Annotated in this window: 14 protein-coding genes and 15 pseudogenes; 17 read left to right on the top strand and 12 right to left on the bottom strand. The window is 58.4% G+C overall.

Features of this window, described 5'->3' with window-relative positions:
- The 3 genes and pseudogenes from QCE79_RS37000 to QCE79_RS36990 form a co-directional block, all read right to left on the bottom strand.
- Positions 1 to 237, bottom strand: a pseudogene (locus QCE79_RS37000) (IS66 family transposase); the annotation flags it as partial.
- Positions 238 to 267: 30 nt separating this feature from the next.
- Positions 268 to 621 carry an IS66 family insertion sequence element accessory protein TnpB gene (gene tnpB, locus QCE79_RS36995; RefSeq protein WP_309853429.1) on the bottom strand — a complete coding sequence of 118 codons (354 nt, stop codon included), beginning with the start codon at positions 619 to 621 and terminating at the stop codon, positions 268 to 270.
- Complete coding sequence (locus tag QCE79_RS36990) at positions 597 to 1,121, bottom strand: transposase (protein WP_309853427.1); 525 nt, start codon at positions 1,119 to 1,121, stop codon at positions 597 to 599. Before QCE79_RS36990 ends, tnpB (QCE79_RS36995) begins: the two co-directional genes overlap by 25 nt.
- Positions 1,122 to 1,178: 57 nt before the next feature.
- Here QCE79_RS36990 and QCE79_RS36985 point away from each other — a divergent pair.
- From QCE79_RS36985 to QCE79_RS36970, 4 genes and pseudogenes are all read left to right on the top strand, one after another.
- Positions 1,179 to 2,262, top strand: a pseudogene (locus tag QCE79_RS36985) (IS3 family transposase); the annotation flags it as partial.
- A gap of 290 nt (positions 2,263 to 2,552) precedes the next feature.
- Positions 2,553 to 3,638 carry an IS110 family transposase gene (locus QCE79_RS36980; RefSeq protein ID WP_309853425.1) on the top strand — a complete coding sequence of 362 codons (1,086 nt, stop codon included), beginning with the start codon at positions 2,553 to 2,555 and terminating at the stop codon, positions 3,636 to 3,638.
- A gap of 76 nt (positions 3,639 to 3,714) precedes the next feature.
- Positions 3,715 to 5,110, top strand: a pseudogene (locus QCE79_RS36975) (IS30 family transposase).
- A 7-nt stretch (positions 5,111 to 5,117) separates the two neighbouring features.
- Positions 5,118 to 5,394 (top strand): annotated as a pseudogene (locus QCE79_RS36970) (IS3 family transposase); the annotation flags it as partial.
- A gap of 100 nt (positions 5,395 to 5,494) precedes the next feature.
- On the opposite strand, the gene QCE79_RS36965 reads toward QCE79_RS36970, so the two are convergent.
- Together QCE79_RS36965 and QCE79_RS36960 are read right to left on the bottom strand one after the other, a co-directional pair.
- Positions 5,495 to 5,665 carry a hypothetical protein gene (locus QCE79_RS36965; RefSeq protein WP_309853424.1) on the bottom strand — a complete coding sequence of 57 codons (171 nt, stop codon included), beginning with the start codon at positions 5,663 to 5,665 and terminating at the stop codon, positions 5,495 to 5,497.
- Positions 5,665 to 5,865: pseudogene (locus QCE79_RS36960) on the bottom strand (ATP-binding protein); the annotation flags it as partial. The gene QCE79_RS36965 and the pseudogene QCE79_RS36960, both read right to left, overlap by 1 nt.
- 126 nt (positions 5,866 to 5,991) lie before the next feature.
- Here QCE79_RS36960 and QCE79_RS36955 point away from each other — a divergent pair.
- Both QCE79_RS36955 and QCE79_RS36950 read left to right on the top strand, forming a co-directional pair.
- Positions 5,992 to 7,263, top strand: a complete 1,272-nt coding sequence (locus tag QCE79_RS36955) for a site-specific integrase (protein WP_309853422.1) — start codon at positions 5,992 to 5,994, stop codon at positions 7,261 to 7,263.
- Positions 7,233 to 8,141 (top strand): tyrosine-type recombinase/integrase, encoded by a 909-nt coding sequence (locus QCE79_RS36950; protein WP_309853419.1) that lies wholly within the window; start codon positions 7,233 to 7,235, stop codon positions 8,139 to 8,141. The genes QCE79_RS36955 and QCE79_RS36950 overlap by 31 nt, the downstream gene beginning before the upstream one ends.
- 168 nt (positions 8,142 to 8,309) lie before the next feature.
- Here QCE79_RS36950 and istB (QCE79_RS36945) read toward each other — a convergent pair whose 3' ends face one another.
- From istB (QCE79_RS36945) to QCE79_RS36930, 4 genes and pseudogenes are all read right to left on the bottom strand, one after another.
- On the bottom strand, positions 8,310 to 9,098 hold the full coding sequence (istB, locus tag QCE79_RS36945) for an IS21-like element helper ATPase IstB (RefSeq protein ID WP_309853417.1): 789 nt from the start codon (positions 9,096 to 9,098) through the stop codon (positions 8,310 to 8,312).
- A 5-nt stretch (positions 9,099 to 9,103) separates the two neighbouring features.
- A pseudogene (gene istA, locus QCE79_RS36940) lies at positions 9,104 to 10,152 on the bottom strand (IS21 family transposase); the annotation flags it as partial.
- Between the two features lie 277 nt (positions 10,153 to 10,429).
- A complete protein-coding gene (locus QCE79_RS36935) occupies positions 10,430 to 11,449 on the bottom strand; it encodes an IS110 family transposase (protein ID WP_309853414.1) in 1,020 nt (339 codons plus the stop codon).
- Between the two features lie 30 nt (positions 11,450 to 11,479).
- Positions 11,480 to 12,076 carry a hypothetical protein gene (locus QCE79_RS36930; RefSeq protein ID WP_309853412.1) on the bottom strand — a complete coding sequence of 199 codons (597 nt, stop codon included), beginning with the start codon at positions 12,074 to 12,076 and terminating at the stop codon, positions 11,480 to 11,482.
- A gap of 411 nt (positions 12,077 to 12,487) precedes the next feature.
- Between QCE79_RS36930 and QCE79_RS36925 the strand changes: the two genes are divergently transcribed.
- The 10 genes and pseudogenes from QCE79_RS36925 to QCE79_RS36880 all read left to right on the top strand — a co-directional run bounded on the left by QCE79_RS36925 (position 12,488) and on the right by QCE79_RS36880 (position 23,316).
- Complete coding sequence (locus QCE79_RS36925; protein WP_309853434.1) at positions 12,488 to 13,237, top strand: tyrosine-type recombinase/integrase; 750 nt, start codon at positions 12,488 to 12,490, stop codon at positions 13,235 to 13,237.
- Positions 13,238 to 13,291: 54 nt separating this feature from the next.
- Positions 13,292 to 13,480, top strand: a pseudogene (locus tag QCE79_RS36920) (ATP-binding protein); the annotation flags it as partial.
- Positions 13,481 to 13,597: 117 nt separating this feature from the next.
- Positions 13,598 to 14,066, top strand: a pseudogene (locus QCE79_RS36915) (IS21 family transposase); the annotation flags it as partial.
- A 1,751-nt stretch (positions 14,067 to 15,817) separates the two neighbouring features.
- Positions 15,818 to 16,291, top strand: a pseudogene (locus QCE79_RS36910) (transposase); the annotation flags it as partial.
- A gap of 22 nt (positions 16,292 to 16,313) precedes the next feature.
- A pseudogene (locus QCE79_RS36905) lies at positions 16,314 to 16,643 on the top strand (tyrosine-type recombinase/integrase); the annotation flags it as partial.
- Positions 16,636 to 17,628, top strand: coding sequence for a tyrosine-type recombinase/integrase (locus QCE79_RS36900; protein ID WP_309853410.1), 993 nt, complete (start codon positions 16,636 to 16,638; stop codon positions 17,626 to 17,628). The pseudogene QCE79_RS36905 and the gene QCE79_RS36900, both read left to right, overlap by 8 nt.
- A 62-nt stretch (positions 17,629 to 17,690) precedes the next feature.
- A pseudogene (istA, locus tag QCE79_RS36895) lies at positions 17,691 to 18,806 on the top strand (IS21 family transposase); the annotation flags it as partial.
- Positions 18,807 to 18,808: 2 nt separating this feature from the next.
- Positions 18,809 to 19,575: pseudogene (istB, locus tag QCE79_RS36890) on the top strand (IS21-like element helper ATPase IstB).
- A 161-nt stretch (positions 19,576 to 19,736) separates the two neighbouring features.
- Positions 19,737 to 20,755: pseudogene (locus QCE79_RS36885) on the top strand (IS110 family transposase).
- A 467-nt stretch (positions 20,756 to 21,222) separates the two neighbouring features.
- Positions 21,223 to 23,316, top strand: a complete 2,094-nt coding sequence (locus QCE79_RS36880; protein ID WP_309853408.1) for a recombinase family protein — start codon at positions 21,223 to 21,225, stop codon at positions 23,314 to 23,316.
- On the opposite strand, the gene tnpB (QCE79_RS36875) is transcribed toward QCE79_RS36880, so the two are convergent.
- Complete coding sequence (gene tnpB, locus QCE79_RS36875) at positions 23,317 to 23,505, bottom strand: IS66 family insertion sequence element accessory protein TnpB (protein ID WP_404989501.1); 189 nt, start codon at positions 23,503 to 23,505, stop codon at positions 23,317 to 23,319. It lies immediately after the preceding gene.
- Positions 23,493 to 23,921 (bottom strand): IS66-like element accessory protein TnpA, encoded by a 429-nt coding sequence (gene tnpA / locus QCE79_RS39645; RefSeq protein WP_404989500.1) that lies wholly within the window; start codon positions 23,919 to 23,921, stop codon positions 23,493 to 23,495. The genes tnpB (QCE79_RS36875) and tnpA overlap by 13 nt, the downstream gene beginning before the upstream one ends.
- Before the next feature lie 35 nt (positions 23,922 to 23,956).
- Here tnpA and QCE79_RS36865 point away from each other — a divergent pair.
- Positions 23,957 to 24,193 (top strand): annotated as a pseudogene (locus QCE79_RS36865) (ATP-binding protein); the annotation flags it as partial.
- A 23-nt stretch (positions 24,194 to 24,216) separates the two neighbouring features.
- On the opposite strand, the pseudogene QCE79_RS39640 reads toward QCE79_RS36865, so the two are convergent.
- Positions 24,217 to 24,315, bottom strand: a pseudogene (locus tag QCE79_RS39640) (ATP-binding protein); the annotation flags it as partial.

The following is a 24,315-nucleotide window of genomic DNA, read 5'->3' as shown; positions in this document are numbered from 1 at the left end:
GAGCACCTCGGCTTCGTTGAACAAGCCAAGTTGATCAGAATCTCGTGCTTCACTCTTGGCGCCGAACAGTTCGCGACGATAGGCTCGGAGGCGCTCCTCGGCGAGATCGCGCTCGGCCGTCACGAGCCGCAAAGCGCCGCGTAATGCCTCCTGTTCTTCTCGCAATGCACGCGCAGCATCGCGCTCGGCAAGCAACGCCTTCAGTTCCTCGGCGGTGATCGTGACGTTGATCGGCATGGCGGTTAGACCTGCACGCCGCCTCACTGTTCAGCTCACGCGATGATATTCCTGCTTCGGATGCCGTCGAATCGCGGTGATGTCATCGCCGTCGAGTAGCGCGTGCAGCACGTTGGTGGTCATCGTCACGATCTCAGCCTTGTTGTCGGGCCAGATGAAGTGGCTTCTCTCCAATCGCTTTATGAGGAGCCAGAAACCACTGCCGTCCCAGCCAAGGATTTCTATCCGATCGCGACGCCGGTTTCCGAAGATGTATAGGGAAGTGTCCATCGGATTCAGGCGCATCGACTGCTCGACGAGAATCGACAGGCTATTCATGCCGTAGCGGAAATCGACGGGATCGCGGTGCAGATAGACCTTCAGATCGTCGTCGAACCGGAACACGGCATCCTCCCCAGAATCTGAACCATGGTCGTCAATTCGTCGATGGTCGCGATTGCCCCGCCAAGTTCAAGCTCGACGCCGTTCGACAGACGCACATGCAAGGCAAGTGTCATCGATGGCGGTGTGGACGGTTGTGTCGGCGACGCTGAAACGACCGGCACGAACGCAGACGGCTTAACCGCGACGGGGACGGGTTGGTGCGACCCTGGCAGATCGACGGCCACGTCATTAATCGACTCGTCGGGCCGAGGCGGGTTGTATTCTTCGTTGCCATTAGGCCGCGACGCTGACGAAATGCCTTTCTCGCGATCCACCAGGTACTTCGCGATCCACTTGCGCAGCAGATTGGCGTTGATGCCGTGCTGCTGAGCCAGACCGGCGACTGATACTCCGGGACGAAGTGCTGCCTCAATCAAGGCGCGTTTACTTTTTTCGTCATAGCGGCGACGGCCATCGCTGCTGCGACGCACTACTGCCAACTCTGAGTCCATGCCAGTCATAGGTGTCCACCTCAAGTGAACTGACCCCACGAAGTTGGACACCCTTTGTGGGGTGTTTTGGTGAAATACAGCGAAAAGAAGAAATTGTCGGCAACGAAGGATTACTGCGCCGGCCATGCCGGACTGAATAGAGTCGCAGCCCGTCACGCTGTGGACGTTTCGTCACTTCGAAAATGGATAGCAGCATATCAAGCGCACGGCGAGGAAGGTCTGCGCACGAGAACCAGCCGCGTGCGATATAGCGCCGAATTCAAGGGCGCGGTCGTGGAGCGGATGCGCAAGGAAGGTCTTTCGTTCCGTCAGGTCGCAGCGCTCTCGAATGTTCGTAACTTCAATATCATCGCCGTGTGGGAGCAGCAGAATGATGACGGCAGTTTGGCCGCGGGACGTTCACGGCCTGCAACTTCTACTTTCAGAATGCCGAAAATACCGACATCAAAAAAGGAGCTGGCTGCGGATGCGGACCGCAGCCGCGAGGATCTGCTTGCCAAAGTGAAGCAACTGCGCATGGAGAACGAATATCTAAAAAAGCTCGATGCCTTGGTTCGAGCGAATACGAAAACAGCGCGGCAGAAAAAGCGCAAATCGTGTTTGAACTAAGGCAGCGTTACCCGCTGGCAGCTATCCTTAAAGTGGCCGGCTTGGCCCGCAGCACTTTCTATTACCAGCAGAAGGTACTACAGGCCGCGGACAAATATGCGAGCCTGAAGGAGCGTATCGGTGCGCTCTTTGAGCAGCACAAGGGCCGCTATGGGTATCGTCGGATCACGGCTGCCATTCGGTGCCAGGGCGACAGAATCAACCATAAGAGGGTACAGCGTCTCATGGGCGAGCTGTCCCTGAAGTCATGCATTCGACCGAAAAAGTACAAGTCGTTCAAAGGGAACGTCGGCAGGATAGCTCCCAACGTACTGAAGCGACAATCTGGTGCGTCGCGCCCCAACCAGAAGTGGGTGACGGACGTGACCCAGTTTAACGTTGGCGGCCAGAAGCTTATCTTTCTCCGGTTCTCGACCTCTATAACGGCGAAATCGTCGCCCATGAGATGGCACGACGTCCGCTATTCGACATGGTCAACACGATGCTGAACAAGGCCTTCGCGAGGCTTGGGCCACGTGACAAGCCGATACTGCATTCGGATAGTAAAAATACGGGTACCGGATGTTTCCGGCCGGTCCCCGTTCGAAACAAGGGGCTTTCGGGAGAGGTCTGGTGCCGTAGAGCGTTCCGGGCGACCTGACCCGCATTCCGATCGACTCAATGTCTTTCCCTGGACCCGTCGGTCGTCTGGAACTGCCGAACGGCGAGGTTTCACCTCGTCGATACGTGTGACCCAAGAAGGGCCTGACGCTCTGTCACTTTACTGTCTTGTCCAGGTACTCGATGCCGGTGAGATCGCCTATATCCCATCGGCAACCGGAGCAAGGCTGTATGAAAGAAGAACAGACTACTGCTGGCCCTCGCAGCATTGTAGGCGGCGTTGATACGCATAAGGATCTGCATTTCGCGGCTGTCGTTGACGAACATGATCGCCTTCTCGGCAGCGAATCCTTCCCAACCACGCGACACGGGTACAAGCAAATGTTGCTTTGGATGCGCTCATTCGGCGAGCTTGTCCGGGTCGGCGTCGAGTGCACCGGGAGCTATGGCGCGGGCTTACTGCGCTACCTACAGCACGCACACGTAACCGTGCTGGAGGTCACCGCGCCGGATAAAAGCGACCGGCGCAAACGTGGCAAGGACGATACGCTGGATGCCTACAACGCGGCTCATGCTGCCTTCGCCGGTGTGCGTACGGTCACGCCCAAGACGCGCGATGGCATGATTGAATCGCTACGCGTTCTGAAAGTCTGTCGGAAGACGGCCATTTCGGCGCGGCGCGTTGCTTTGCAGTTGATTCACAGTACCATCATCAGCGCGCCCGATGAGTTACGTGAATCACTACGCGCGATGACACGAATGCAGCTCATCCGAACATTGGCTGCGTGGCGTCCGGATCTGTCCGACTATCGCAACCTGAACTCCGCTTGCCGAATTGCACTGAAGTCACTGGGACGTCGATATCTGGAGCTGCACGACGAGATTGCCGACCTCGACGTCATGATCGCGACGCTCGTGGACGAACTTGCCCCAGATCTTGTCTCGCGAAATTCGATTGGTTACGAGTCGGCCTCGCAACTATTATTGACCGCCGGCGACAACTGCGGTCGGCTTCAGTCAGAGGCCAGCTTCGCCGCCCTTTGTGGCGTGAGCCCTGTGCCTGCGTCTTCCGGTAAGGTGACGCGACATCGACTAAATCGAGGCGGAGATCGCGCAGCCAACAGCGCGTTGCACATCATTGCGATCGGTCGCTTGAGAACCGACGCTCGCACGAAGGCTTACGTCGCCAAACGCGTCAGCGAGGGGCATTCAAAGCTTGAGGCGATCCGCTGCCTCAAGCGCTATATCGCGCGGGAGGTCTACTACGTAATCCGGCAACGCAACCGCGAGATCGCGAAGACTCAAATTGCCCCTTGACCTTTAGAAGGGCGTCCAAGGCTGGCAGGGCGGATTCAACCGGTCGTCGCAACACCTTCAATCGAGAAGGTGTTGCATGGTGCGAAGTGCAAAGCAGGGGTACCGGTTGACAGGTCGAGCAGCGATGTACTCGCCAGGTGCGCCATCGCTTGGAAACGAGGTCGAGCGACGCTTCTGGCAACAGATCGCCACTGGCATTACAAGCGAGAAGGCCGCGCAGGCGGTAGGCGCATCGCAAGCGGTTGGGTCGCGCTGGTTCCGCTATCGTGGCGGCATGCCACTATTCATGTCCAAACCTATTGCTGGTCGATATTTGTCGTTCGCTGAGCGAGAAGAGATAGCGCTGCTCTCTGTCCAGGGGGTCGGTGTGCGCGAGATTGCCCGTCGTATCGGACGAAGTGCATCAACCGTATCACGAGAACTTAGGCGCAATGCTGCGACACGAAGTGGGTGTCTCGAGTACCGTGCTTCAGTGGCGCAGTGGAAGGCAGAACGGTTCGCTAAACGACCCAAGCCCGCGAAACTGGCGACCAACGTAGAACTGCGTCAATATGTAAAGGAGCGCTTGGAAGGCAAGGTACATGACGCTGACGGCCGTAAAATTGATGGGCCCAAGCAGACGCCGTTTAAGGGGCGGAATAAGCCACATCGCGGGGACCGAAAGTGGGTCAATGGTTGGTCACCTGAACAGATTGCTAATCGGTTGAAGGTCGATTTCCCGGATGGTGAATCAATGCGCATCTCTCACGAAGCTATTTATCAAGCGCTTTATATTCAGGGGCGCGGCGCGCTTAAACGTGAGTTGGTGGGCTGCCTGCGCACTGGCCGAGCCTTGCGCGTTCCGCGAGCGAGAGCGCGTGCCAAGGCTTGGGCACACAGCGAAGAGGTGATGATTTGCAGTCGGCCTGCAGAGGCGGAAGATCGCGCAGTGGCGGGCCATTGGGAAGGCGACCTGCTCATTGGCCTGAACCGATCTGCCATCGGTACGCTAGTGGAAAGATCAAGTCGTTTCACAATGCTCGTGCATTTGCCCCGCGAGAAAGGCTATGGATCGATTCCGCGTACGAAGAACGGACCCGCGCTAGCAGGCTACGGGGCTGTCACGCTGGCCAACGCACTCAAAAAGACGGTAACTGACTTGCCTGCTGAGCTGTGGCGATCATTAACCTGGGATCGAGGAAAGGAACTGTCCGATCACGCCCGTTTCACTATCAAGTCCGGCGTGCAGGTATTCTTCGCGGATCCGCAAAGCCCATGGCAGCGCGGTACGAATGAAAACACGAACGGCCTTCTACGGCAGTACTTCCCAAAAGGTACAGACCTGTGCCGGGTGGAATGCTCGAGAGATTCAAGCCATTGCTAATACGTTGAACTCAAGGCCCCGGAAGACGCTCGGATGGAAGACGCCTGCGGAATCCCTGGACGAGTACCTGAAATCTGTTCAACAATCCAGTGTTGCGACGACCGGTTGAATCCGCCCAGTACCAGATGCCTGTCTATAGCCGTCGGTTGAAACAGCAGAGAGTCAGGCGGAGCATGTCGCGCAAAGGAAATTGCCTTGATAACGCCACGATGGAGAGCTTCTTCGGAACGCTCAAGTCTGAATTTTTCTACGCAAACAGGTTTCGCAACCTCGACGAGCTGCAAGTCGGCATCGAAGACTACATCCACTAACTACTACAACCATGATCGAATCAAGCTAAGATTGCGAGGACTGAGCCCAGTCAAATACAGAATGAAATATAAGCAGCACTAACGTCAACGTGTCCAATATTTGGGGGTCGGTTCACAAAGATAGGTGGACACCTATGGTCCTCGCTACTGTCGCTCACTGCCAGACGTCGAAGATGGACCGCTTACGCTCGTGCCAGCAGGTCGTTAAGCTGAGCGCCACAGAAGTCGGTCACGACGACGAGGAGATCCTCGAGCAGTTCGAACACGGCGAGTGCCTGCTCAGGCGTCCAGTCGTCGGGAACGGTGAACGGCAATCCGCGACGGTGCCCCGATGGCAATAAGGGGCGGGTCATCACGCGGTTTCCTTCTTCGTGGGGGGCTTGCGGGACTTGCGCTGCCTGGCCGGGGCTTCGTTGCGCTCACGCTCTTCCTTGAGCCGATACGATTCGCCCTCGATTGAGATCACCTCGGCGCGATGCACGAGGCGGTCGACCAGCGACACCACGCAGGCCGCGTTCGGGAACACGTCCGACCACTCCTTAAACGGTTTATTTAATGCGGAGTCCATTTTTACGCGAAGTGTCAATCTCAGAGGGCCGCGAACGCGACAGATCTAACGCCTGTTTCTCCGCATAATGATGACGTCTTTCGTGGCCGATCGCCACTACAGGAGGACGTCATGTTGGCAGCATACTTTGTTTCCCCACAGCGATTGCAAGAGCTTCGAGAAGGGCGCGGTGGTGCTCTGCTGGAGCGCTTCTCACAGGCTTTAGAAGATTGTGGCTACGCCGAGATCACTGCTCGACGACATATCAGAGCGGCGGAACATCTCCTCTATTGGGCCGAAGTCAAACGTCTGCCCTACGACACGCCGAATGAGGTGATTTTGCGGCGTTTCGACGAGCATTTGCTCCGATGCCGATGTCCGGGCTACGGACATACGCACCGGCTGGATTTGCTCAATGGCGGCCGGTTGTTTCTTGAGCATCTCGAGCGTATTGGCGTGATCAAAGCTTCGACCGTTGAGCCTGCGACGCAACCTCCTGCCTTGTTCATTTCTTTCTGTGATTGGATGCGCGCACAACGGGGAACCGCCGATATCACTCTGTATAACTACAGTTTGACGATCCGGGCCTTGCTCACAACGCTAGGGGAGGATTCTGGCAAATACGACGCCCAGAGCGTACGCCAGTTTGTGCTGAGTCAAACCCGAGATCGAGGATGGGCCGTGGCGAAGAGGTGTACAACAGCCCTCCACATGTTCTTTCGCTTCCTGATCGCTGAAGGGAAATGCGACAGTCGGCTCGCTGCTGCTATTCCGGTAGTGGCTCATTGGCGCCTTTCTGCTCTACCCCGGTATCTGCAACCGGAAGAAGTAGAACGGGTAATTGCGTCGTGCAGCCCGACTTCGCCGTCAGGCAAACGGGATCGCGCCATTTTGCTTTTACTCGCCCGTTTGGGACTGCGGGCTGGTGACATCGTGGAACTGCGCGTCGATGACATTGACTGGAAAGGCGCGTGGATTTCTGTTTGCGGCAAGGGACGACGTCTGACGAAGCTGCCCCTGACCCAAGAGGTTGGGGGTGCAATTGTCGACTACCTGAAGGAAGGGAGACCTCCCGCAGAAACTGACATATTGTTTCTCCGTTCCCGAGCTCCGCTTCGTGCGTTTGCTTCTCATGCCGCAGTTTCGGTCATCGTCGAACAGGCTATGCGTCGGGCCGGCGTTACTTGCCCGAGTCGCGGTGCCGCCCATGTGCTTCGTCATTCAGTAGCCACGTCAATGTTGCGATACGGCGCCTCTCTGCAGGACATCGCAGCGGTGCTCCGTCACCGTTCCATCGAGACCACGCAAATCTACGCCAAGGTGGATATCGCCATGCTGCAGGAAATGGCTCAACCCTGGCCGGAGGTACAGCCATGTTATCTGAAGCCGTGGAGTCGTATCTGACGATACGTCGTGCTTGTGGATTCGCGCTGAAGTCTGATGGTAATCTCCTGCGGACCTTCGCTGCCTTCGCGGACGCGCGCAGCGAGCGTTACGTTCGCACGGCGACCGCCATCGAATGGGCCGGGCTGACCGAATCGGTCTTTCAACGGGCCCGCAGACTCGGCGTAGTAATTCGCTTTGCCCGGCATGCCCGCGCCGAGGACGAGCGCCACGAAGTGCCACTGCCGGTATTTGGCAGAGAGAAACCACCGCGCCCGGTTCCGTACATTTTTTCGGAAGACGAGATCAGGCGTCTCGTGGAGGAAGCGTCCCGATCAGGGTATCGCTCGTTGCGACGACGGACCTACAGCACGCTTTTCGCGCTACTCGCCTGCACAGGACTTCGAGTGTCAGAAGCCATTCATCTGCGCCTTGATGACATCACGCAGGACGGGTTGGTTATTCGATGTTCCAAGTTCCGCAGGAGCCGTATCGTGCCACTGCACGATACGGCTCGAGTGGGCTTGGGAAGCTACCTCGAGATGCGGTGTCCCTATGCCCCGTTCGACGATCACGTCTTCATCTCTCTGCGCAGAAAGCCCCTACGTATTCAGGACGTCGAGAGCGCATTCCGAACCGTGGCCACCAGAATTGGCTTGCCGCGCGAACTAGGGCTACCGCAGCCGACGCCACACTCCTTGCGCCATACGTTTGCAGTGAGAGCACTGGAGAGCTGTCCGGACGGTCGTGATCGCATCTCGAAGCACATGCTTGCGCTTTCAACTTATCTTGGACATAGCTCGATATCCGCGACCTACTGGTATCTGGATGCAACGCCGACCCTGATGCGGGACATCGCAGAGCGTTGTGAGACCCTCGTAACTGGAGTGCAGTCATGACTCTAATCGCACCTCATATCACGGCGTTTCTTCAGCAACGCCTTCCCGTCGAACGTCGCGCCAGTGTCAACACCTGCGACTCCTGTCACGGACCGGCGTTAAGGCGCCGGGGATGATCGCCGTAATGGCGCCAGTTGGAAGTGGTGTCAAACGCGGATTCGAACGGCCTCAAGAATGCGGTTTTTTACTGGATTTTGCAACGGCGACTTCGCCGTTTTCAGGCATCGGTTTGGGCTTGCGGAAGCTCTCGCCCTCGATGACGATTCGATATGCGCCGTGGCGTAGCCGGTCAAGTGTCGCGACGCCGAGAACCCGATTGTCGGGGAAGGCATCGCCCCATTCGCTGAGGTCGAGATTGGATGTCAAGATGGTAGCCGCCCGCTCATACCTGGCCGCCACCAGGTCGTGAAAGTCTTCGTCGTGTGGCGCGCGCAGAGGTTTGAGCGCGAAGTCGTCAATGATCAGCAACGGCACGCGCACGAACTGCTGGAACTTGCGTTCGTAGAGGCCCGTGGCCCGGGCCGCATGCAGTTTCCTGATCAGATCGGTTTGCGTGACGAACAGCACGTCACGCCCCTGACGTGCAGCGCAGTGGCCCAGTGCCTGGGCAATGTGAGACTTGCCGACGCCTGTTTGACCGACCATCAGGATTGCCACCTTCTCGTCGATGTAACGACCGGTGGCGAGATCGTGAATGTGCGCGCGGTTGAGCTTCGGCAGCCGGTCGAAGTTGAAGGTCTCCAGTGTCTTGCCTAGCCCGAAACCGGCGCGCACGAGACGCGCGCCGAGTTTCTTCTGGTCCCGCCGCGCGACTTCATCGTGCAGGAGCATGGCGAGGAATTCCGTGTAGGCGAGCTGTCCGTCGATCGCCTGACGGTTGCGCTGCTCGAGCGAGTCGAGTACGCCGGACAGACGCAGTTGCTTGAGGATCGTATTCAGTTCGGGACTGGGGTTCATGATGTTCAATGCAGGAGAAGGGAGTGGAGGTCACGACCGAAGCGGCCGCCGTTCAGATAGGTGTCAGCAGGAGCCGTTGACGTTTGCGCCGCTGCCGCGGCGGGCTGGCTGTCCAGTCCCTTGTCGAGGATGGTCTTGACGGTGCGGTACTTCGGGCTAGCGAATGCAAGCGCACGCTCGCACGCGGCGTCCAGTCGCTGATCGCCGAACTTCTCGCGCATACGGACGATGCCCTGCGCGCCACGCAGGTTCACCAGCACCGTGTCGTTGAACATCGCGAGAACCAGCGCGTGACAGGATGGCCCGATTTCCTTGGCGCGAGCCAGGCACCACTGCGGATCGTGTTCGAGCCACGCCTGCGCCGCCGGCGGCTGGTGGTCACGCACCGTGTGGCGATCACCTGCCTTGCGCAGTCGCGGATGGGTTGCAATGAGTTCGTGGTGATGGAACAGTTGTACAACCGTATCGGTCGATTTGAGCCAGAGGCTCTTGCCAACCAGCGTGAACGGCACGGAGTACAGCGCCTTCTTGTAGACGACGTGTCCGTCCGTATGCACCTTGACTTCGCTCCAACAGCCAGCACCGGCGCAACGTCAGGCAGCGCCGTGAGCAGCGGCTTCTCGATGGCAAAGCGCACCAGCGGCTGCTCGCGTGTCGTGCCATGTTCGCGCGTGCTGGCCTGCTGCATGATCCATTCACGCAACTGCCGGTTGGCATCGGTCAGGTCGCGGAACGTGCGCAGTGGTACAAAGGATTTCTTGACATACTTGACGCCCGACTCAACGATTCCCTTCTTCTGCGGGTCGTGCGGTGGACATGCGTCGATCCGGAAGCCGTATCCCTCAGCGAGCGCGGCGTACGAGCGCTGGACCTCCGGGCTGTACATGCAGGCTCTGGTGATTGCACACTTCGCGTTGTCGATGATGACGCGACCCGGACAGCCGCCGAGCCACTCGAAAGCGCGGCGGTGGCAGGCCAGCCATGTCTCGACGGTCTGATCGAGCACGAGCTCAACATACTGGTGCCGCGACCAGCAGAGGGTCATGACGAAGTATATGAACGCGCCCCTTTGCACGAGCTTTGTATGCACTAACGTGAGCAGGATGGCTTGCAGTTGTATATCCGGCCTTGTTGCAGCCATTGCCACCGCTGCAGGCCCCTATGAAATCCGCTGACTCGCACCTCATTGAACCAGCGAGCTTTACGCTCTTTTCGTCATTCAGGTTTTGCGAGTGCCGGTCCGACCTGTCTTGTCATCACATACGTTGCCTGCGCAACCTTTCGACTTTCACCCCGCATCAAACGTTGACCTTCGACTCCGCGTAGGCCGTCTACACCGGCTTCACACTCACATAGTCTCTCTGATAGGCTCGCTCATGGGCAAGAACAGCCCAGGTCGTGCGCGCCATCTTGTTAGCCAGCGCTACTACCACTACGTTGAGCGGCCGACGCTTCTTCATATGCTCGATCCACGGGCCGGGATCCTTCGCGTGTGTCAACACGCTTCGTGCGCCATGAATCAGCAGCGTTCGCAGATATTTGTCGCCGCGTTTTGAGATGCCATGTAGGTTCACCTTGCCACCGGAGCCGGTCTGCTTTGGCACAAGGCCAGCCCAGGCAGCAAACTCACGACCAGATTTGAATGCCTTTGGATCACCCATCGTGGCGACTGCCGCCGTGGCCGTAAGTAGTCCCACACCAGGAATCTCACTGATCGCCTTGACTGCCTTGTCTTCCTTCTTCCACTCGCGTATTCGGCGTTCAATCAGCGCCACCTGCTCGTCGAGCTTTGCCAGCCCGTTCCATTGCTCGCGGAGCGTGTCGATTACCATTGCAGGTAATTGCTCGGTAACCCGTCCAAGAACGTCCGGCATCGCCTTATCTAAGGCTGCACGACTCTTGCCCATTACTTCTCCGTATTCCGTCAGTAGTCCGCGCAAACTATTGATCTGCATTGTGCGAAACTTTATGAGCTGCTGACGCATCCGGTGCAGCGCGAGCATTGCCTGCTGGATCTCAGTCTTCACTGCCACAGGCTTGCCGGGCTGCTGTACGGCGAGCCAGATCGCATGAGCATCTGCCGCGTCGTTCTTGTTTCGAATGTTGAATGCCTTAACAAACTGTGCCGGAATAAGCCTCACATTGTGGCCCATCCTCACGAGGCGTCGGGCCCAGTGGTGCGCACCACCACACGCTTCCATACCGATCATGCACGACGTGCGATTTGCAAAGAACTCAAGGAACTTCGCCCGCTTAATAGACTTGTTCACGATTTCGCCGGTTGTCTGATCGACGTAATACACCTGAAAGACGTTTTTCGCGATGTCCACACCCACTGCCGCACGACTCATTTTGGACCTCCGGTTAGCTTGCGAATGACTTCATGATCCTCCATTGCACGCACTGGTGCTTTCGGCCGGCGAAAGTAGGACTTCTTCGTATCGTTCTTCCAGGTGGTGGGGCGCGTTCATTTCATTGAACCACGTCTTGATCTGTGCGCCCGATTCATGTGCCAGTACCGGCCCGGCGCCGAAGTCGACCTGTGCGGCCTCTGCTGGCGCAAACTCAAGGATCGTTGTGGCCGGCACGCCGCGTTCGGCCCTCAGGCCCAGCAGGATACGGCGCACCGCCGAGTAGCTGCCGGTGTAGCCATGGTTGCGTTTCAGCGCGTGGTGAATCGTTGTGCCCTGAACGCCGGCGTCATGCCAGTCACGGATCTGCTCACGAAACGGCTCGAGCGTGGACACGCATGTGCTCGGCAAATGTGGAGTGCGGCCAAACACGCCGGCAATCACTGTATCGTCAGGCAACGGCTGCCCGGGATTCAGCCAGCCGCGCTCGTCAGCCATACGACGAACAGCGGTCAACTTCTTGCGCCCCATAAGGCCGCTACGCCCGATGTCGCGATCGGAATCGCCTTGCCGCATGCGGACAAGGACTTGGCGGTACTCAAACAATTCGAACCTCCGGTTGGTCATGGACACTCCGTTCAGAAAGAACGGAGCGTACCCATCTGGAAAGTTCGAATCGCGTTCAACACCTGGCGCCGGTGGCGCCTATACGCCGATCGTCGACTGGCTCCTTTACGCCGGTCACGGACTGGCGCCATAACGCCGATCCTGCGCTGGCGCCTATGCGCCGATCATCGGGTGGCGCCAATACGCCGATCCCGGAATGGCTCCATAACGCCGGTCAGTGACAACTCCTACGCCTATGCATTCAAGTTGCTCTTCACGTATGCTAGCCGTCGTTTGAAGGTTTCCCCATCGCAGTTGCATCTCGAGCAGCTTGAACCCGATCTGATCGTCGGGTTTCTGAACTATCTGGAGAAGGAGAGGCACAACGGGCCGAGTTCCCGAAACGCTCGCCTTGCAGCCATCAAGTCATTCATGCACTTCATGGAATATCGTTCCCCGACAGCGCTGGAGCACATCCGGCGGGTTCTGGCGGTTCCATCAAAGAAAGCGGATGCGCGTCTCGTCAAGCATCTCACCATTGAAGAGATGCAGTGTATCCTTGACGCCCCCGATCCTAAGCAACGTGACGGAATTCGCGATCGTGCCATGTTGCATCTATGTTTCGCTGCAGGCCTACGTGTCTCGGAACTCGTCGGACTGCGGCTTGACAACATCCAACTTGGACCACACCCGAGCGTTCTTGTTCACGGAAAGGGACGGCGGGAGCGTTGCCTACCGCTCTGGAGAGAAACGACATCAGCATTACGCGCGTGGATGGCGGTCCGAGGCCCGGCGCCGTTTCCTGAACTGTTCCTGAACGCACGTGGTGAGCCCATGTCTCGGGCCGGTTTCGAGTACATCCTGTGCAAACATGCCCGGGCTGCAGCTAGTCGTTGTCCGTCCTTGAGCAACCGGCGCGTCTCTCCGCATTTATTGAGGCACACTTGCGCGCTTAGGATCCTGGAGGCAACCCAAGATCCGCGCAAGGTTTCTCTTTGGCTTGGACACGCGCATATGCAAACGACGGAGATATATACCCGAGCCGACCCCTCCGTGAAACTGGAGGCGCTTGAGGCGGTCACTCCTCCGACGCTGCGATCGGGACGCTTTAGAGCGACCGATGCCCTGATTGCCTCTTTGACACCATCGACTGTTATGCACAGAAGAAGGCATCAAACGTAAAGCACGACCGGGCCTCTGCGAAGGGGGCCCCGCATAAAAATAGACCCCGCATTAAATTTGGATTTTACGGAATGGGGCGACGCATTCGCGACCAACAAAATGCTCGGCGCCGCGACGCTTGATCGCCTGCGACATGCGGCATACCGCGTCGTGCTCGACGGTGAAAGCTATCGCGTCCCTCGTCCGATCCCCGAAAGCAACAAATCAGCACTTGCGAAAGGAGGTAAAAACAAGGATTCTTGATCCCCGTTCGAGCCCCGAATCAGGCGCCTTTCGCTGGCACCATTACGCCGAAAACACCCGGCCCCTTTACGGCGAAAGGCGACACCTTCGACCGTCGTTCTGATCGCGGAGGCCCCGATGACGGTTCCGGTTGAGCTCGAGACGCAGATCCTGCGTCTCTACCCACGTCGAGAAGTGGCCCTGCGGCACCATCGCGAAGCAGTTGCACGTGCACCGTGAGACGGTGCTGCGTGTGCTCGCCAGCGCCGGACTACCGCGATACGGCCCGACGCCGAAGCCCTCGATGATTGAGCCGTACCTGCCGTTCATCCGACAGACGCTGGAGAAGTATCCGACACTTACGGGCAGCCGTCTCTACGCGATGGTGCGTGAGCGCGGCTACAAGGAGGCGCGGGATCACTTCCGGCACATGCTCGCGTTGCATCGCCCACGCAAGCCCGCCGAGGCCTTCCTGCGGCTGCGCACCTTGCCAGGCGAGCAGGCTCAAGTTGACTGGGGCCACTTCGGATATGTCGAGATCGGTCGCGCGCGTCGGCCATTGATGGCCTTCGTGATGGTGCTCTGGTACTCGCGCGACATCTACCTGCTGTCCGGCGACAATTACTTCTACCGGCGCATTGACTCAGGTTTTTTGTTACCAGACGAGGGTCGTTGCCTCATGTAATTTGCTACCCGTCAGAATGCAGGCGGGAGCGACTTATGACCAGGCGGCTCAGCATGACAACACGACGAGAATTGACTGAAGCAGTCGGCGCGCGCTATCGCCGTTCTGACCGGAATGAGAAACGCCAGATACTGGACGAATTTGTTGAGTTGACGGGTTACCATCGGAAGCACGCGATCCGTGTGCTGTGCCGAGAGTTGCGGGCGCCAAAGATAAAGCCCGGCCCGCCGAAACGCTATGACGATGAGGTGCGCGCCGCGTTGATTACCCTTTGGGAGGCCGCTGACCGGATCTGCGGCAAGCGGCTCAAAGCGCTGATCCCGACGCTAATCGAGTCGATGACAAGGCATGGTCACCTGTCACTATCGAAGGGCGTCCACCAGCGGCTTAAGCAGATCAGCGCCGCCACGATTGATCGACTGCTGCACGACGTTCGCGAGCAGGCTTTTGGCGGCCAACGCCGACGCGCCAGCGGAGTCGGCAGTGCTATTCGCCGTGCCGTGCCGATCCGGACCTTCTCAGACTGGGACAATCCACTGCCCGGTTATTTCGAGATCGAATTCGTGCAGCATTGCGGTGGCGGCAAAGTCGACAGCGAACTTGTGCACACGCTTGTAATGACGGATATTGCGACGGGATGGACCGAATGCCTGGCCATGCCGTTTCGCAGCGGTGCATTCGTTCTGGAGTATATCGAGCAGGTCCGCCATGCGTTGCCTTTTCCTCTGCGCGGTCTGGATTGCGACAACGATACCGCTTTCATGAACGAGACGGTGTTTGACTTCTGCAAAGCGACGGGTATCGAGCTTACGCGGTCGCGTGCGTATAAGAAGAACGACCAGGCGTGGGTCGAGCAGAAGAATGGCGCTATAGTTCGCCGCCTAGTCGGCTACGGACGGCTGCAAGGTTTGGAGGCCACGGAAATCCTTGCCTCCCTTTACCAGGTTTCCCGGCTCTATATCAACTTCTTCCAACCGTCGTTCAAGCTGAAATCCAAGACACGTCACGGCGCGAAGGTGACGAAGCACTATGAATCGCCCTTGACGCCGCTCGAGCGCGTCCTACGATCGGCCTCAGTGCCGGCGGCAACCAAACGCAAACTCCGAACTCGATTCAGGGCGCTCGACCCGCTGGATCTGTTGTCTCGGATGCGTGAAGCACAGCGGCACGTTGCGACCTGCAGTGAACGCGGCATCCCACCGGCCGAGACAGAGACACCTGAGCGCGTTGCCCTGGCCGAATTCCTGGTCAGCCTCGGAACAGCGTGGCAGGACGGTGAGGTGAGACCAACCCACCAGCGGAAGGCCGGCGTGCCCCATACGTGGCGCAACCGGCAAGATCCGTTCGAGCACACGTGGGCGACGATCCAGAAATGGCTCGAATCCGAGCCCGGCATTACAGCAAGGAAACTGCACGAGCGCCTCGTCGCGCTGGCACCCGCGATGTATTCCAGTGCGCAGCTGCGCACCCTGCAGCGCCGCGTTAAAGCATGGAGATCAAACCGTGCACGAGAACTGGTGACCCGGATACTGAGCGACGCCGATGCGTTGAAGGTTAGCGCCGCTACGCAGCGCCAACCTTCAACGCAAAAGCAATCGGAAGACGACAATTTGGCTGGAGTAACATCTTCTCGTGAGGCAACACGGTCTCTCATCAGGATTGTCGCGCCACAGCTGATTGCCATCGGCATCAACTGGGAAGGCCATCGGCAGGTGCTGGCTGTGGAACTGGCCAACCGCGAAAGCCAATCGAGCTGGAAAGAGTTCCTTCTGGCGCTAAAGAAGCGTGGCCTGTCAGGCGTCGAGTTCTTCGCCTCGGACGACCACGCGGGGCTCAAGAAGGCGATCGGTGAGGTGCTGCCCGAAGCCGCCTGGCAGCGCTGCTATGTGCACTTTCTGCGCAACGCATTGGACTACCTGCCGCGCAAGGCCGATGACGACTGCTTGCAAGAACTGCGCTGGATGTACGACCGACGCGATCTGCAGGAGGGGCAGCGAGATCTCGCGGCGTGGATTACCAAGTGGCAGGGCAAATATCCGAAGCTCGTCGAGTGGGTGGAAGGCAACATTGCCGAAACGCTGACGTTCTACCGGCTGCCGCGCGCGCATCACAAGCATTTGAAGTCGACCAACATGCTCAAAAGTATTCTGCTCCGATAAGAATGCTCCATGTTTCATCTTCAAGGACGGCAGGCCGTTGTCACGCGGGGCAGTCGAAAGGACGTTCCGGCACCTCTGCCGGTCCATTGGTATCGAACGCGCAGGCGGACCGCGAAATCAACCTCGACTTCATGACCTGAGGCATACGGCGGCTGTTCATCGCGTCATTGCCTGGTATCGCGGTGGCGAAGATGTTCAACGGTTGCTACCGCATCTCGCGACCTATCTCGGTCATGTACACATCGTGGCTACGCAGCGATACCTTACCCTTACGCCAGAGTTGCTCGGCGAAGCCAGTGCTCGATTCGAGCGGTATGCATCGGAGATCGATCATGAGTAACACGGAAATGCTGGGACCGTGGCTCCGTCGCTTTCTTCTGGAGTATCTAGTTTCTGAACGGAACCTCGCGCTCAACACGCAGCGAAGCTATCGGGACATGCTGGTGGTTCTGTTGCCGTTCATGGCGAAGAACCTCACTAAGCCGGTCGATCAACTTCGCGTTCTGGACCTGTCACCAAAGTTGGTGCGCGCGTTTCTCTCACATCTTGAAGAGAAACGTCACTGTGGGACCGGAACTCGAAATCAGCGCCTCGGCGCCCTCCACGCGCTTGCTAGATTCGTCGGCGAGCACAGTCCGGAGCATATCGGTTGGTGTGCGCAAATCCGCGCGATTCCCTACAAGAAGGCGAGCCAGGCAACAATTGGCTATCTCGAGAAGCAGGAGATGGAAGCTCTTCTGAACGCACCGGATCGTCAAACAGCACAGGGCCGCCGCGACTACGCTTTGTTGATGTTCCTCTACAATTCTGGTGCGCGAGCAAGCGAGGCAGCGTCGCTCCGCATTCGCGATCTTGACAGCTACAGAAAGTGCGCGTGTATCACCGGAAAAGGTGGGAAACAAAGGATATGCCCATTGTGGCCTGCAACCTTCAATCTACTCGATCCGTTGATAGTTGACCGTGATCCAGTTGAACCGGTATTCCTGAATCGCTATGGCAAGTCGATCACTCGATTCGGCATCCACACGTTAATCGAACGCTACGCCCTGCGGGCCAGAGAGCAAGCTCCTTCTCTGGCGTCCAAGCGGGTCAGCCCGCACCTCATTCGGCACACAACAGCCACTCATCTACTGCGTGCCGGTGTGGACATAAACACGATCCGCGGATGGCTTGGTCACGCCAGCCTCAACACGACGAACGTTTACGCGGAGATAGACCTGGAGACGAAGGCGAGAGCGCTGGCGAGTTGCGCTCCAACTACTCAACGTGCGAGGAAGTCGTGGCGCTCACAGCCAACACTAATGGACTTCTTGCGTAGCCTTTAGGAGGATTTTATGTGGCGGTCATCCCGCGATTCTCACTGACAGGAGCAGCTCGGAGCGATCATGGCCACATACGGCCGTGCGCCACATTAGTGATGACGCTGCGTTACTCGCGGCGCAGCTTCCGCCGCGTCGTGTGGAAGTCCAGCAAACAGGTGTGGGCTGAACTGCACGAGCAGGCCTGGCGTCACTTTGGTGGCGTCACGCAGTACGTCGTTCTCGACAATCTGAAGGAAGGCGTAGTCAAACCGGACCTGTACGAGCCGGAGCTCAATCCGGTGTATGCCGCCATGCTCCCTCACTACGGCGTGGTGGCGGACCCAGCCCGCGTACGGGATCCGAATCGCAAGGGCACCGTCGAGAACGCGATCCAGCACACCAAGGGCACGGCTCTTAAGGGGCGACGATTCGAATCGATCGAGGAGCAAAACGCCTTCCTTGATCAATGGGAATCGAACTGGACGGCCAGGAGGATCCACGGCAGCACCCGCCGCCAGGTTCAGGCGATGTTCGAGGAAGAGCGCCCCCATCTGCGTGCCTTGCCCGCACGCGGTTTCGAATACTTCACCGACAAGGTCTACACGGTCTGCGACGACACATGCGTAGGGGTGGATCACAGCAGCTACGCCGCCCGACCGGCTCCCATCGGCAGCCGGGTGCTCGTGCGCAAGTTTGCCCGTCGCCTGGAAGTCCGTAACCTGCAGACACAGGCATTGCTGCGCACGCACGTTCTGGCCGACAAGCCGGGATCGGTGGTGTTGCCGCAGGATGAGCGACCGTTCAATCCCTCTCGGGAAACGCGCCGCATCCTGTTGCAGGCAAAGGCGATCGGGCCGTCCGCCGAGCGTTTGTGTCAGCAACTGTTCGACACCGAAGGGCGAATCGGTCAGCGCAAGCTCTGGGGCATCGTCGGTCTCGTCCGTCGGTATCCCCGCCGCCTGATCGATTTGGCATGTGAGATCGCTATGAGAGAAGGTGTGACCAGCTACAAGCAGGTCAAAGCGCTGACCGAGCGTCTGCTGGAGCAGGCGCTGGCTGACCTGGACACGCCCCTTCAGGGCGAACTGCCCTTGACTCAGGAACATCACCTCATCCGGGACGGCGACGACTATGCCGACCTGTTCACCCTCGGCGCCAGTCATAGCGCCGCCATGTCATCACCCAACGGAGATCTCCCTTGAGCATGAGCCTCGCTGAAATTGACCGCGCCCTGCGCGAACTGCGTCTGTCTGGCATCAGCGCGACGCTGGAAACCAGGGTGCTGCAAGCCCAGGCCAGCCAGCAGCCGTTCCTCGAAACCCTCTCCATGATTCTGCAGGACGAGCTCGATCGGCGGCAATCCAGGCTTCTCGAACGACGTTATCAGCAGTCCGGTCCGGACGAGCGAAAAACCTTGAGTGACTTCGACTGGTCCTTCAACCCCAAAGTACCTCGTCAGGCTTGCTTCGAGTTACACACCCTGAAGTTCGTCGCCGACAGCGACAACGCATTGCTGATAGGAAAAACCGGCACCGGCAAAAGCCACGTCGCCGAGGCCATCGCCTAAACGCCACCCTGCAGGGAATGAAGGTGCGCTACGTCGAGTCCGACACCGTGTTCGCCGGCTATGCTGTGGAAACGCGGGCCGATCAGGACCGTCTGCTCAAGGCACTCGTTGAGCCCGAACTCCTCGTGCTTGACGATCTGTTCCTCGCCAAACGCATCCCCGATGCCGCGGCCGAACTGCTGCAGACCCTTGTTCACCAACGATACAAGCATCGCCGCAGCATTCTCGTCACATCCAACCGCATCGTCCAGGACTGGGGACGCTACCTTCGCGACAACACCATGGCCTCGACGATTCTTGACCGTCTCCTGCATCGCTCCAAACTCCTCGAGTTTGAAGGAAAGAGCTATCGCCTCCGGGAAGCAGCGACCAGGCTTGCAGTCACTGAGGAATCCGACGCATAATCCGCTGGTCCTGCCTGGGGGAATTTAGCCGCCCACAGGTGGAATGATATGAACGGCCCCGCCCACTCTTAGCGTGCGCAGGGTGGATCCTCACGGGCCGACGGCATCAGAGTGCCCAGATTGGAAGATCATGATCTTCACAGGCAACCGGAGGATCCGAAATGAACTATACGACCGTCGGCGTGGATATCGCCAAGAATGTGATGCAGATGCACTGGATCGATCCCGACACTGGAGAGATCGTGAACAGGTCGATCAAGCGGTCGACGTTTCTTGAGCATTTCGCGAACCGCGCACCGTGTCTAGTCGGGATGGAAGCATGCGGAGGCGCGCAGCACTGGGCCCGCGCTCTGATCAAGATGGGACACAAAGTCAAACTGATGCCCGCAAAGTTCGTTAAGGCCTTCAACATCGGGAACAAGAACGATCCTGCAGATGCGCGGGCGATCTGGATGGCAGCACAGATGCCGAGTAAGGCGGTTGCCGTCAAAACCGAGGGACAGCAAGCGGTCCTCGCCATGCATCGCATGCGCCAGCAACTGGTGAAATTCCGTACCATGCAGATAAACTGCCTGCGCGGACTCCTAACCGAATATGGTGAAGTGATGGGCAAGGCACGAAACGCGCTGAACAAGGCCATGCCGGACGTTTTGGCTAAGTTGTCGGAGCGCCTGCCGGCTATGCTGATCGATACGCTCCGCGAACAATGGAATGGCTTAACCAAACTCGATGAGCAGATCGTTGAAATTGAACGACGGCTGCAGACGTGGTTGAAGGAAGACAAGGCAGCTCGGGCGATTGCGGAAATACCCGGCGTTGGTCTGTGAGCGCGACCGCGGCTGTCGCAACCATGGGTGATCCCGCCTCTTTCAAATCGGGCCGTGAGTTTGCCGCGTGGCTCGGCCTCGTACCCGGCCAAACGGGAACTGGCGGAAAAGTTCAGCTGCTGGGCATAAGCAAGCGTGGCGACACTTATTTGAGAACGTTGCTGATCCATGGTGCTCGCAGTGTTCTATGTCATATGAAACAGCCTGGAGAATGGCTTGATCAACTGAAGAAGCGGCGGCCATTGAAGATCGCCGCAATGGCGCTCGCCAATAAGATGGCACGAATGATCTGGGCCATACTTGCGCACGATCGACCCTACAGTAAAGATCACGCGAGCGTGAAGCCGGTATGAGCAGTCGTTGTTGCCTTCGAAAAGCAATCCTCTGAGCAGGATAGTCGGCCTATAGTTGCGTTGGCAATCGAGTGTAATGACACCACAGGTAGGACCGGGACTCGTGAAACCTGAAAATTCCAACGAGCTTCGAGCTCTTAGGTGGAATGAGGCACGAGTCAGCGGATTTCATAGGGACCCGCAGCGGATGTATGGCTGCAACAAGGTCGCATATAGAGCTGCAACCTATCCTGCTCTGTCAAACATGAGAAAGATGGTGCAAAAGGGGCCGTTCATATAGAGGAGTTTGAACTGCCCATCGGGACAAAGAGAACCCGGCGTCCAGCTTCCGCTGGAACTGGACCGGGATTCAACCTTCAACGCAGGCATCGTGGGGAATCGACGGGAAGAAGTGATCGAAGCACTCGCAGCACTTCTGCTGGAAGCGCTGGGCAAACCGATGAACACAAACGACCCGGGGGAACGCGATGAGCCAGAAGATCACCGCTGAGCATCTATGCCGTGGTGCGATAGTCTACGTCCGGCAGTCAACCATGAGTCAGGTAGTGGAACACACGGAGAGCCAGAATCGTCAGTACGCGCTCGCCGAATCTGCGCGGACCATGGGCTTTGCTTCGGTAACAACGATCGACGATGATCTTGGACGCTCAGGGTCCGGCAATATCGAGCGTCCCGGATTCCAGAAGCTAGTCGCGTCAGTGTGTGCCGGATCCGTCGGTGCCGTGTTCTGCCTCGAGGCTTCACGACTCGCGCGCAATGGTCGCGATTGGCACCATCTTATTAACCTTTGCGCACTGGTCGGCACGGTCGTGGTTGATCACGACGGCATTTACGATCCCGGACTGCTTAACGACCGGCTCCTGCTTGGACTAAAAGGCACTATGTCGGAGTACGAACTCAGTCTGCTACGGCAGCGCGGCATCGCTGCCCGTGATTCCAAGGCTCGGCGTGGCGAATTACGCTTCGCGCTACCTCCGGGCTACTGCTGGAACGAGCTTGGGCAGATCGAGATCGATCCAGACCAACGGGTTGCCGAGTCCATCCGGGTGCTCTTCCGTAAGTTTCGCGAACTCGGAAGTGCTCGTCAGGTGCTGCTATGGGCCATACAATCAGAAGTCAAGCTGCCCGTCACACGACACGGCCCCGCCGGCATCAGGATCGAATGGAGCCGACCTGCATATCACACGGTCGTGCAGATTCTGGAACATCCGGTTTATGCTGGGGCGTATGTGTTTGAACGGACGACCCAACGCACCACCGTCGTCGACGGGCGGGCCCGTAAGACCGAAGGCCACTCCAAGCCGATGAGAGACTGGAGCGTCCTGTTGCGAGACCATCACCCAGGGTACATCACGTGGGATCAGTTCGAGGAGCATCAAAGGATGATTCCCGAGAACACGCACATGAAGAAGCGGGCTTCCCGTCGATCTGCTCGCGGCGGGCGGGCATTGCTGACTGGCTTGGCGCGATGTGGCAGGTGCGGTCGAATGATGCGAGTCAACTACGGCATGAGAGCCGGCCACGCGCATCGTTATTACTGCCGTGGCGATGAAGCACATGTCGGAGCATTTCGCTGTATAGGAATCGGTGGAATACGGATCGAAAAAGCGGTGGCAGCCGCAATTCTCGAAGCGGTTTCGGAGCATGCGGTCGAAGCAGCCGTTCGCGCTGCGCAGCAAACATCGCGCGCAGGCGACGATGCGCGTCGCGCGTTAGCCTGCGAGCTCGAGGAAGCGCGCTACGATGCCTCTCTTGCCGCACGCCGGTATGAGGTTGTCGATCCGACGAAACGATTGGTTGCACGCGAGCTTGAAGCGCGATGGAATGCGGCCCTTGAGCATGTCGCTCACCTCGAAGAGCGCGCAGCGCTTCTGGACCGTGAAGTTGCGAGCCGGCCTGCGATCGACCAGACGCAGTTGGTGACGCTCGCGCGCGATCTCCCTGCGACGTGGAATTCGCCGGGCACCGATATGCGAAGAAAGCAGCGGCTGACCCGTATTCTCATTCAGGAAGTCGTGATTAATTTAGACGACAACACGAATGAAGCAGTAGCCACAGTTCACTGGACCGGCGGTCGGCACACGGAGCTGCGCGTCGCACGCGTGAATATTGGTCGATATCCATCTGGTCAACACTTCAGTGCTGTTGAAGTTATGCGCAAGCTTGGTGGGCAGTGGCCCGACAGGGAGCTTGCGGTGACCATGAACCGCATGCGATGCAAATCACCGGACGGCACGACCTGGACCACGGTTCGTGTTATCGAAATGCGTGAACGGCTGGGCATTGCGCCATTCGATCCCACCGCGTCACACGCGGAAACGATCAGCGTGGAAGAAGCCTCACGACGATTGGGAATCTACGGGAGCTCGATTCACCGCCTAATACGCGAGGGAATACTGCCTGCGACTCAACTCATGCCCTCGGCGCCCTGGCAGGTTCCTGTTTCCGCGCTCGATTCCGAAACCGTTAAGGAGGGTGTACGAGCCATCAAGGAACGGCGGCCGCCTCACTTCAAGACTCGACAGGAAGCAGAGAAGTCACTCAAGTTGCCAGGCTTCTAACTAAAGGATGCCGTATGTCACGAGACTCCCGCGGCGGCCGCGGAAAATGAATACGTTGCCACCCAGCGGATTCTCTTCGAGTGCTGTCTGCACTTTCGCGGCCAGCCCCTGTAAGCCGCAGCGCATATCTGTCACGCCGGCCACGAGCCAAACGCGCGTACCTGCCGGCAGCGCGATCACTTCAGGCATTCCCCCAGGAACGCTTCAGCGCGCTCGGCAGACAGGCCGCGAATCCTCACACGCCGTTTGCCGATCTCCACCTCGATCTCGCACACGGGCGCCGACATCGGTGCGCCGCTCGTCGCTTGCGACGCCACTGCCGGCTTAGGCGGCCGCAGTACCAATGCCGAGTCGATCGAGTCGATCACGTCGACGCTCAGTAGCTTCGTGCTGGACACGCTCGGCCCAGCTTCGAGTGCAGGTATGATCAGCTTGCCGTCACGGTATTGCTTGCGCCATGCGAACACCACATTGGCGTTGATGTCGTGCCGTCGCGCAACAATCGACACCGACATGCCGGGTTCCAATGTCTCCCTGATCACCTGCTGCTTGAATTCTTGCGCATACGTGCGATGGGGATGGGTACGGCCCGCTGCGTTCGACATGGCTGACTGTCTCCGTCAAGCTGAACGCGTTCATCATGCGTCGAAATATTCAGCACTGGGGAACGGTTGTGCCGAGCCGCTTACTGCTCGGTGAGCTCGCTGCGCTCGACAGCGACTCGGCGCTGCGTCGGCGTCTGCACTACTATGCGACGCCGGACATCCTGGTGATCGATGAGGTCGGCTACCTCTCGTACTCGAATCGCCATGCCGACTTGCTGTTCGAACTCGTCAGCCGCCGGTATGAGGCACGCTCGACAATCATAACGACCAATTTGTTACGCAGTGCACCGCGTAACAAATTACTCGTTAAGACAGTCGATGTACGCTCGTACCTCTCGGCAATCAGATCGTGGAAGTCTTCGTCTTCGGGCGTGCGCATGGGTTTCAGTCCAAA

Origin of the sequence: Caballeronia sp. LZ003 (genome assembly GCF_031451465.1) — a bacterium.
Classification (GTDB): domain Bacteria; phylum Pseudomonadota; class Gammaproteobacteria; order Burkholderiales; family Burkholderiaceae; genus Caballeronia.
The sequence above is the reverse complement of the archived record's forward strand: the minus strand, read 5'-3'. Positions and strand labels throughout refer to the sequence as shown.

Bases quoted from the DNA above. Each gene is read 5' to 3' on its own strand.
- QCE79_RS36990 (WP_309853427.1), bottom strand. From the start codon at position 1,121: ATGACTGGCATGGACTCAGAGTTGGCAGTAGTGCGTCGCAGCAGCGAT.
- QCE79_RS36980 (WP_309853425.1), top strand. From the start codon at position 2,553: ATGAAAGAAGAACAGACTACTGCTGGCCCTCGCAGCATTGTAGGCGGC.
- QCE79_RS36965 (WP_309853424.1), bottom strand. From the start codon at position 5,665: ATGACCCGCCCCTTATTGCCATCGGGGCACCGTCGCGGATTGCCGTTC.
- QCE79_RS36955 (WP_309853422.1), top strand. From the start codon at position 5,992: ATGTTGGCAGCATACTTTGTTTCCCCACAGCGATTGCAAGAGCTTCGA.
- QCE79_RS36950 (WP_309853419.1), top strand. From the start codon at position 7,233: ATGTTATCTGAAGCCGTGGAGTCGTATCTGACGATACGTCGTGCTTGT.
- istB (WP_309853417.1), bottom strand. From the start codon at position 9,098: ATGAACCCCAGTCCCGAACTGAATACGATCCTCAAGCAACTGCGTCTG.
- QCE79_RS36935 (WP_309853414.1), bottom strand. From the start codon at position 11,449: ATGAGTCGTGCGGCAGTGGGTGTGGACATCGCGAAAAACGTCTTTCAG.
- QCE79_RS36930 (WP_309853412.1), bottom strand. From the start codon at position 12,076: ATGACCAACCGGAGGTTCGAATTGTTTGAGTACCGCCAAGTCCTTGTC.
- QCE79_RS36925 (WP_309853434.1), top strand. From the start codon at position 12,488: ATGCACTTCATGGAATATCGTTCCCCGACAGCGCTGGAGCACATCCGG.
- QCE79_RS36900 (WP_309853410.1), top strand. From the start codon at position 16,636: ATGAGTAACACGGAAATGCTGGGACCGTGGCTCCGTCGCTTTCTTCTG.
- QCE79_RS36880 (WP_309853408.1), top strand. From the start codon at position 21,223: ATGAGCCAGAAGATCACCGCTGAGCATCTATGCCGTGGTGCGATAGTC.
- tnpB (WP_404989501.1), bottom strand. From the start codon at position 23,505: ATGCCTGAAGTGATCGCGCTGCCGGCAGGTACGCGCGTTTGGCTCGTG.
- tnpA (WP_404989500.1), bottom strand. From the start codon at position 23,921: ATGTCGAACGCAGCGGGCCGTACCCATCCCCATCGCACGTATGCGCAA.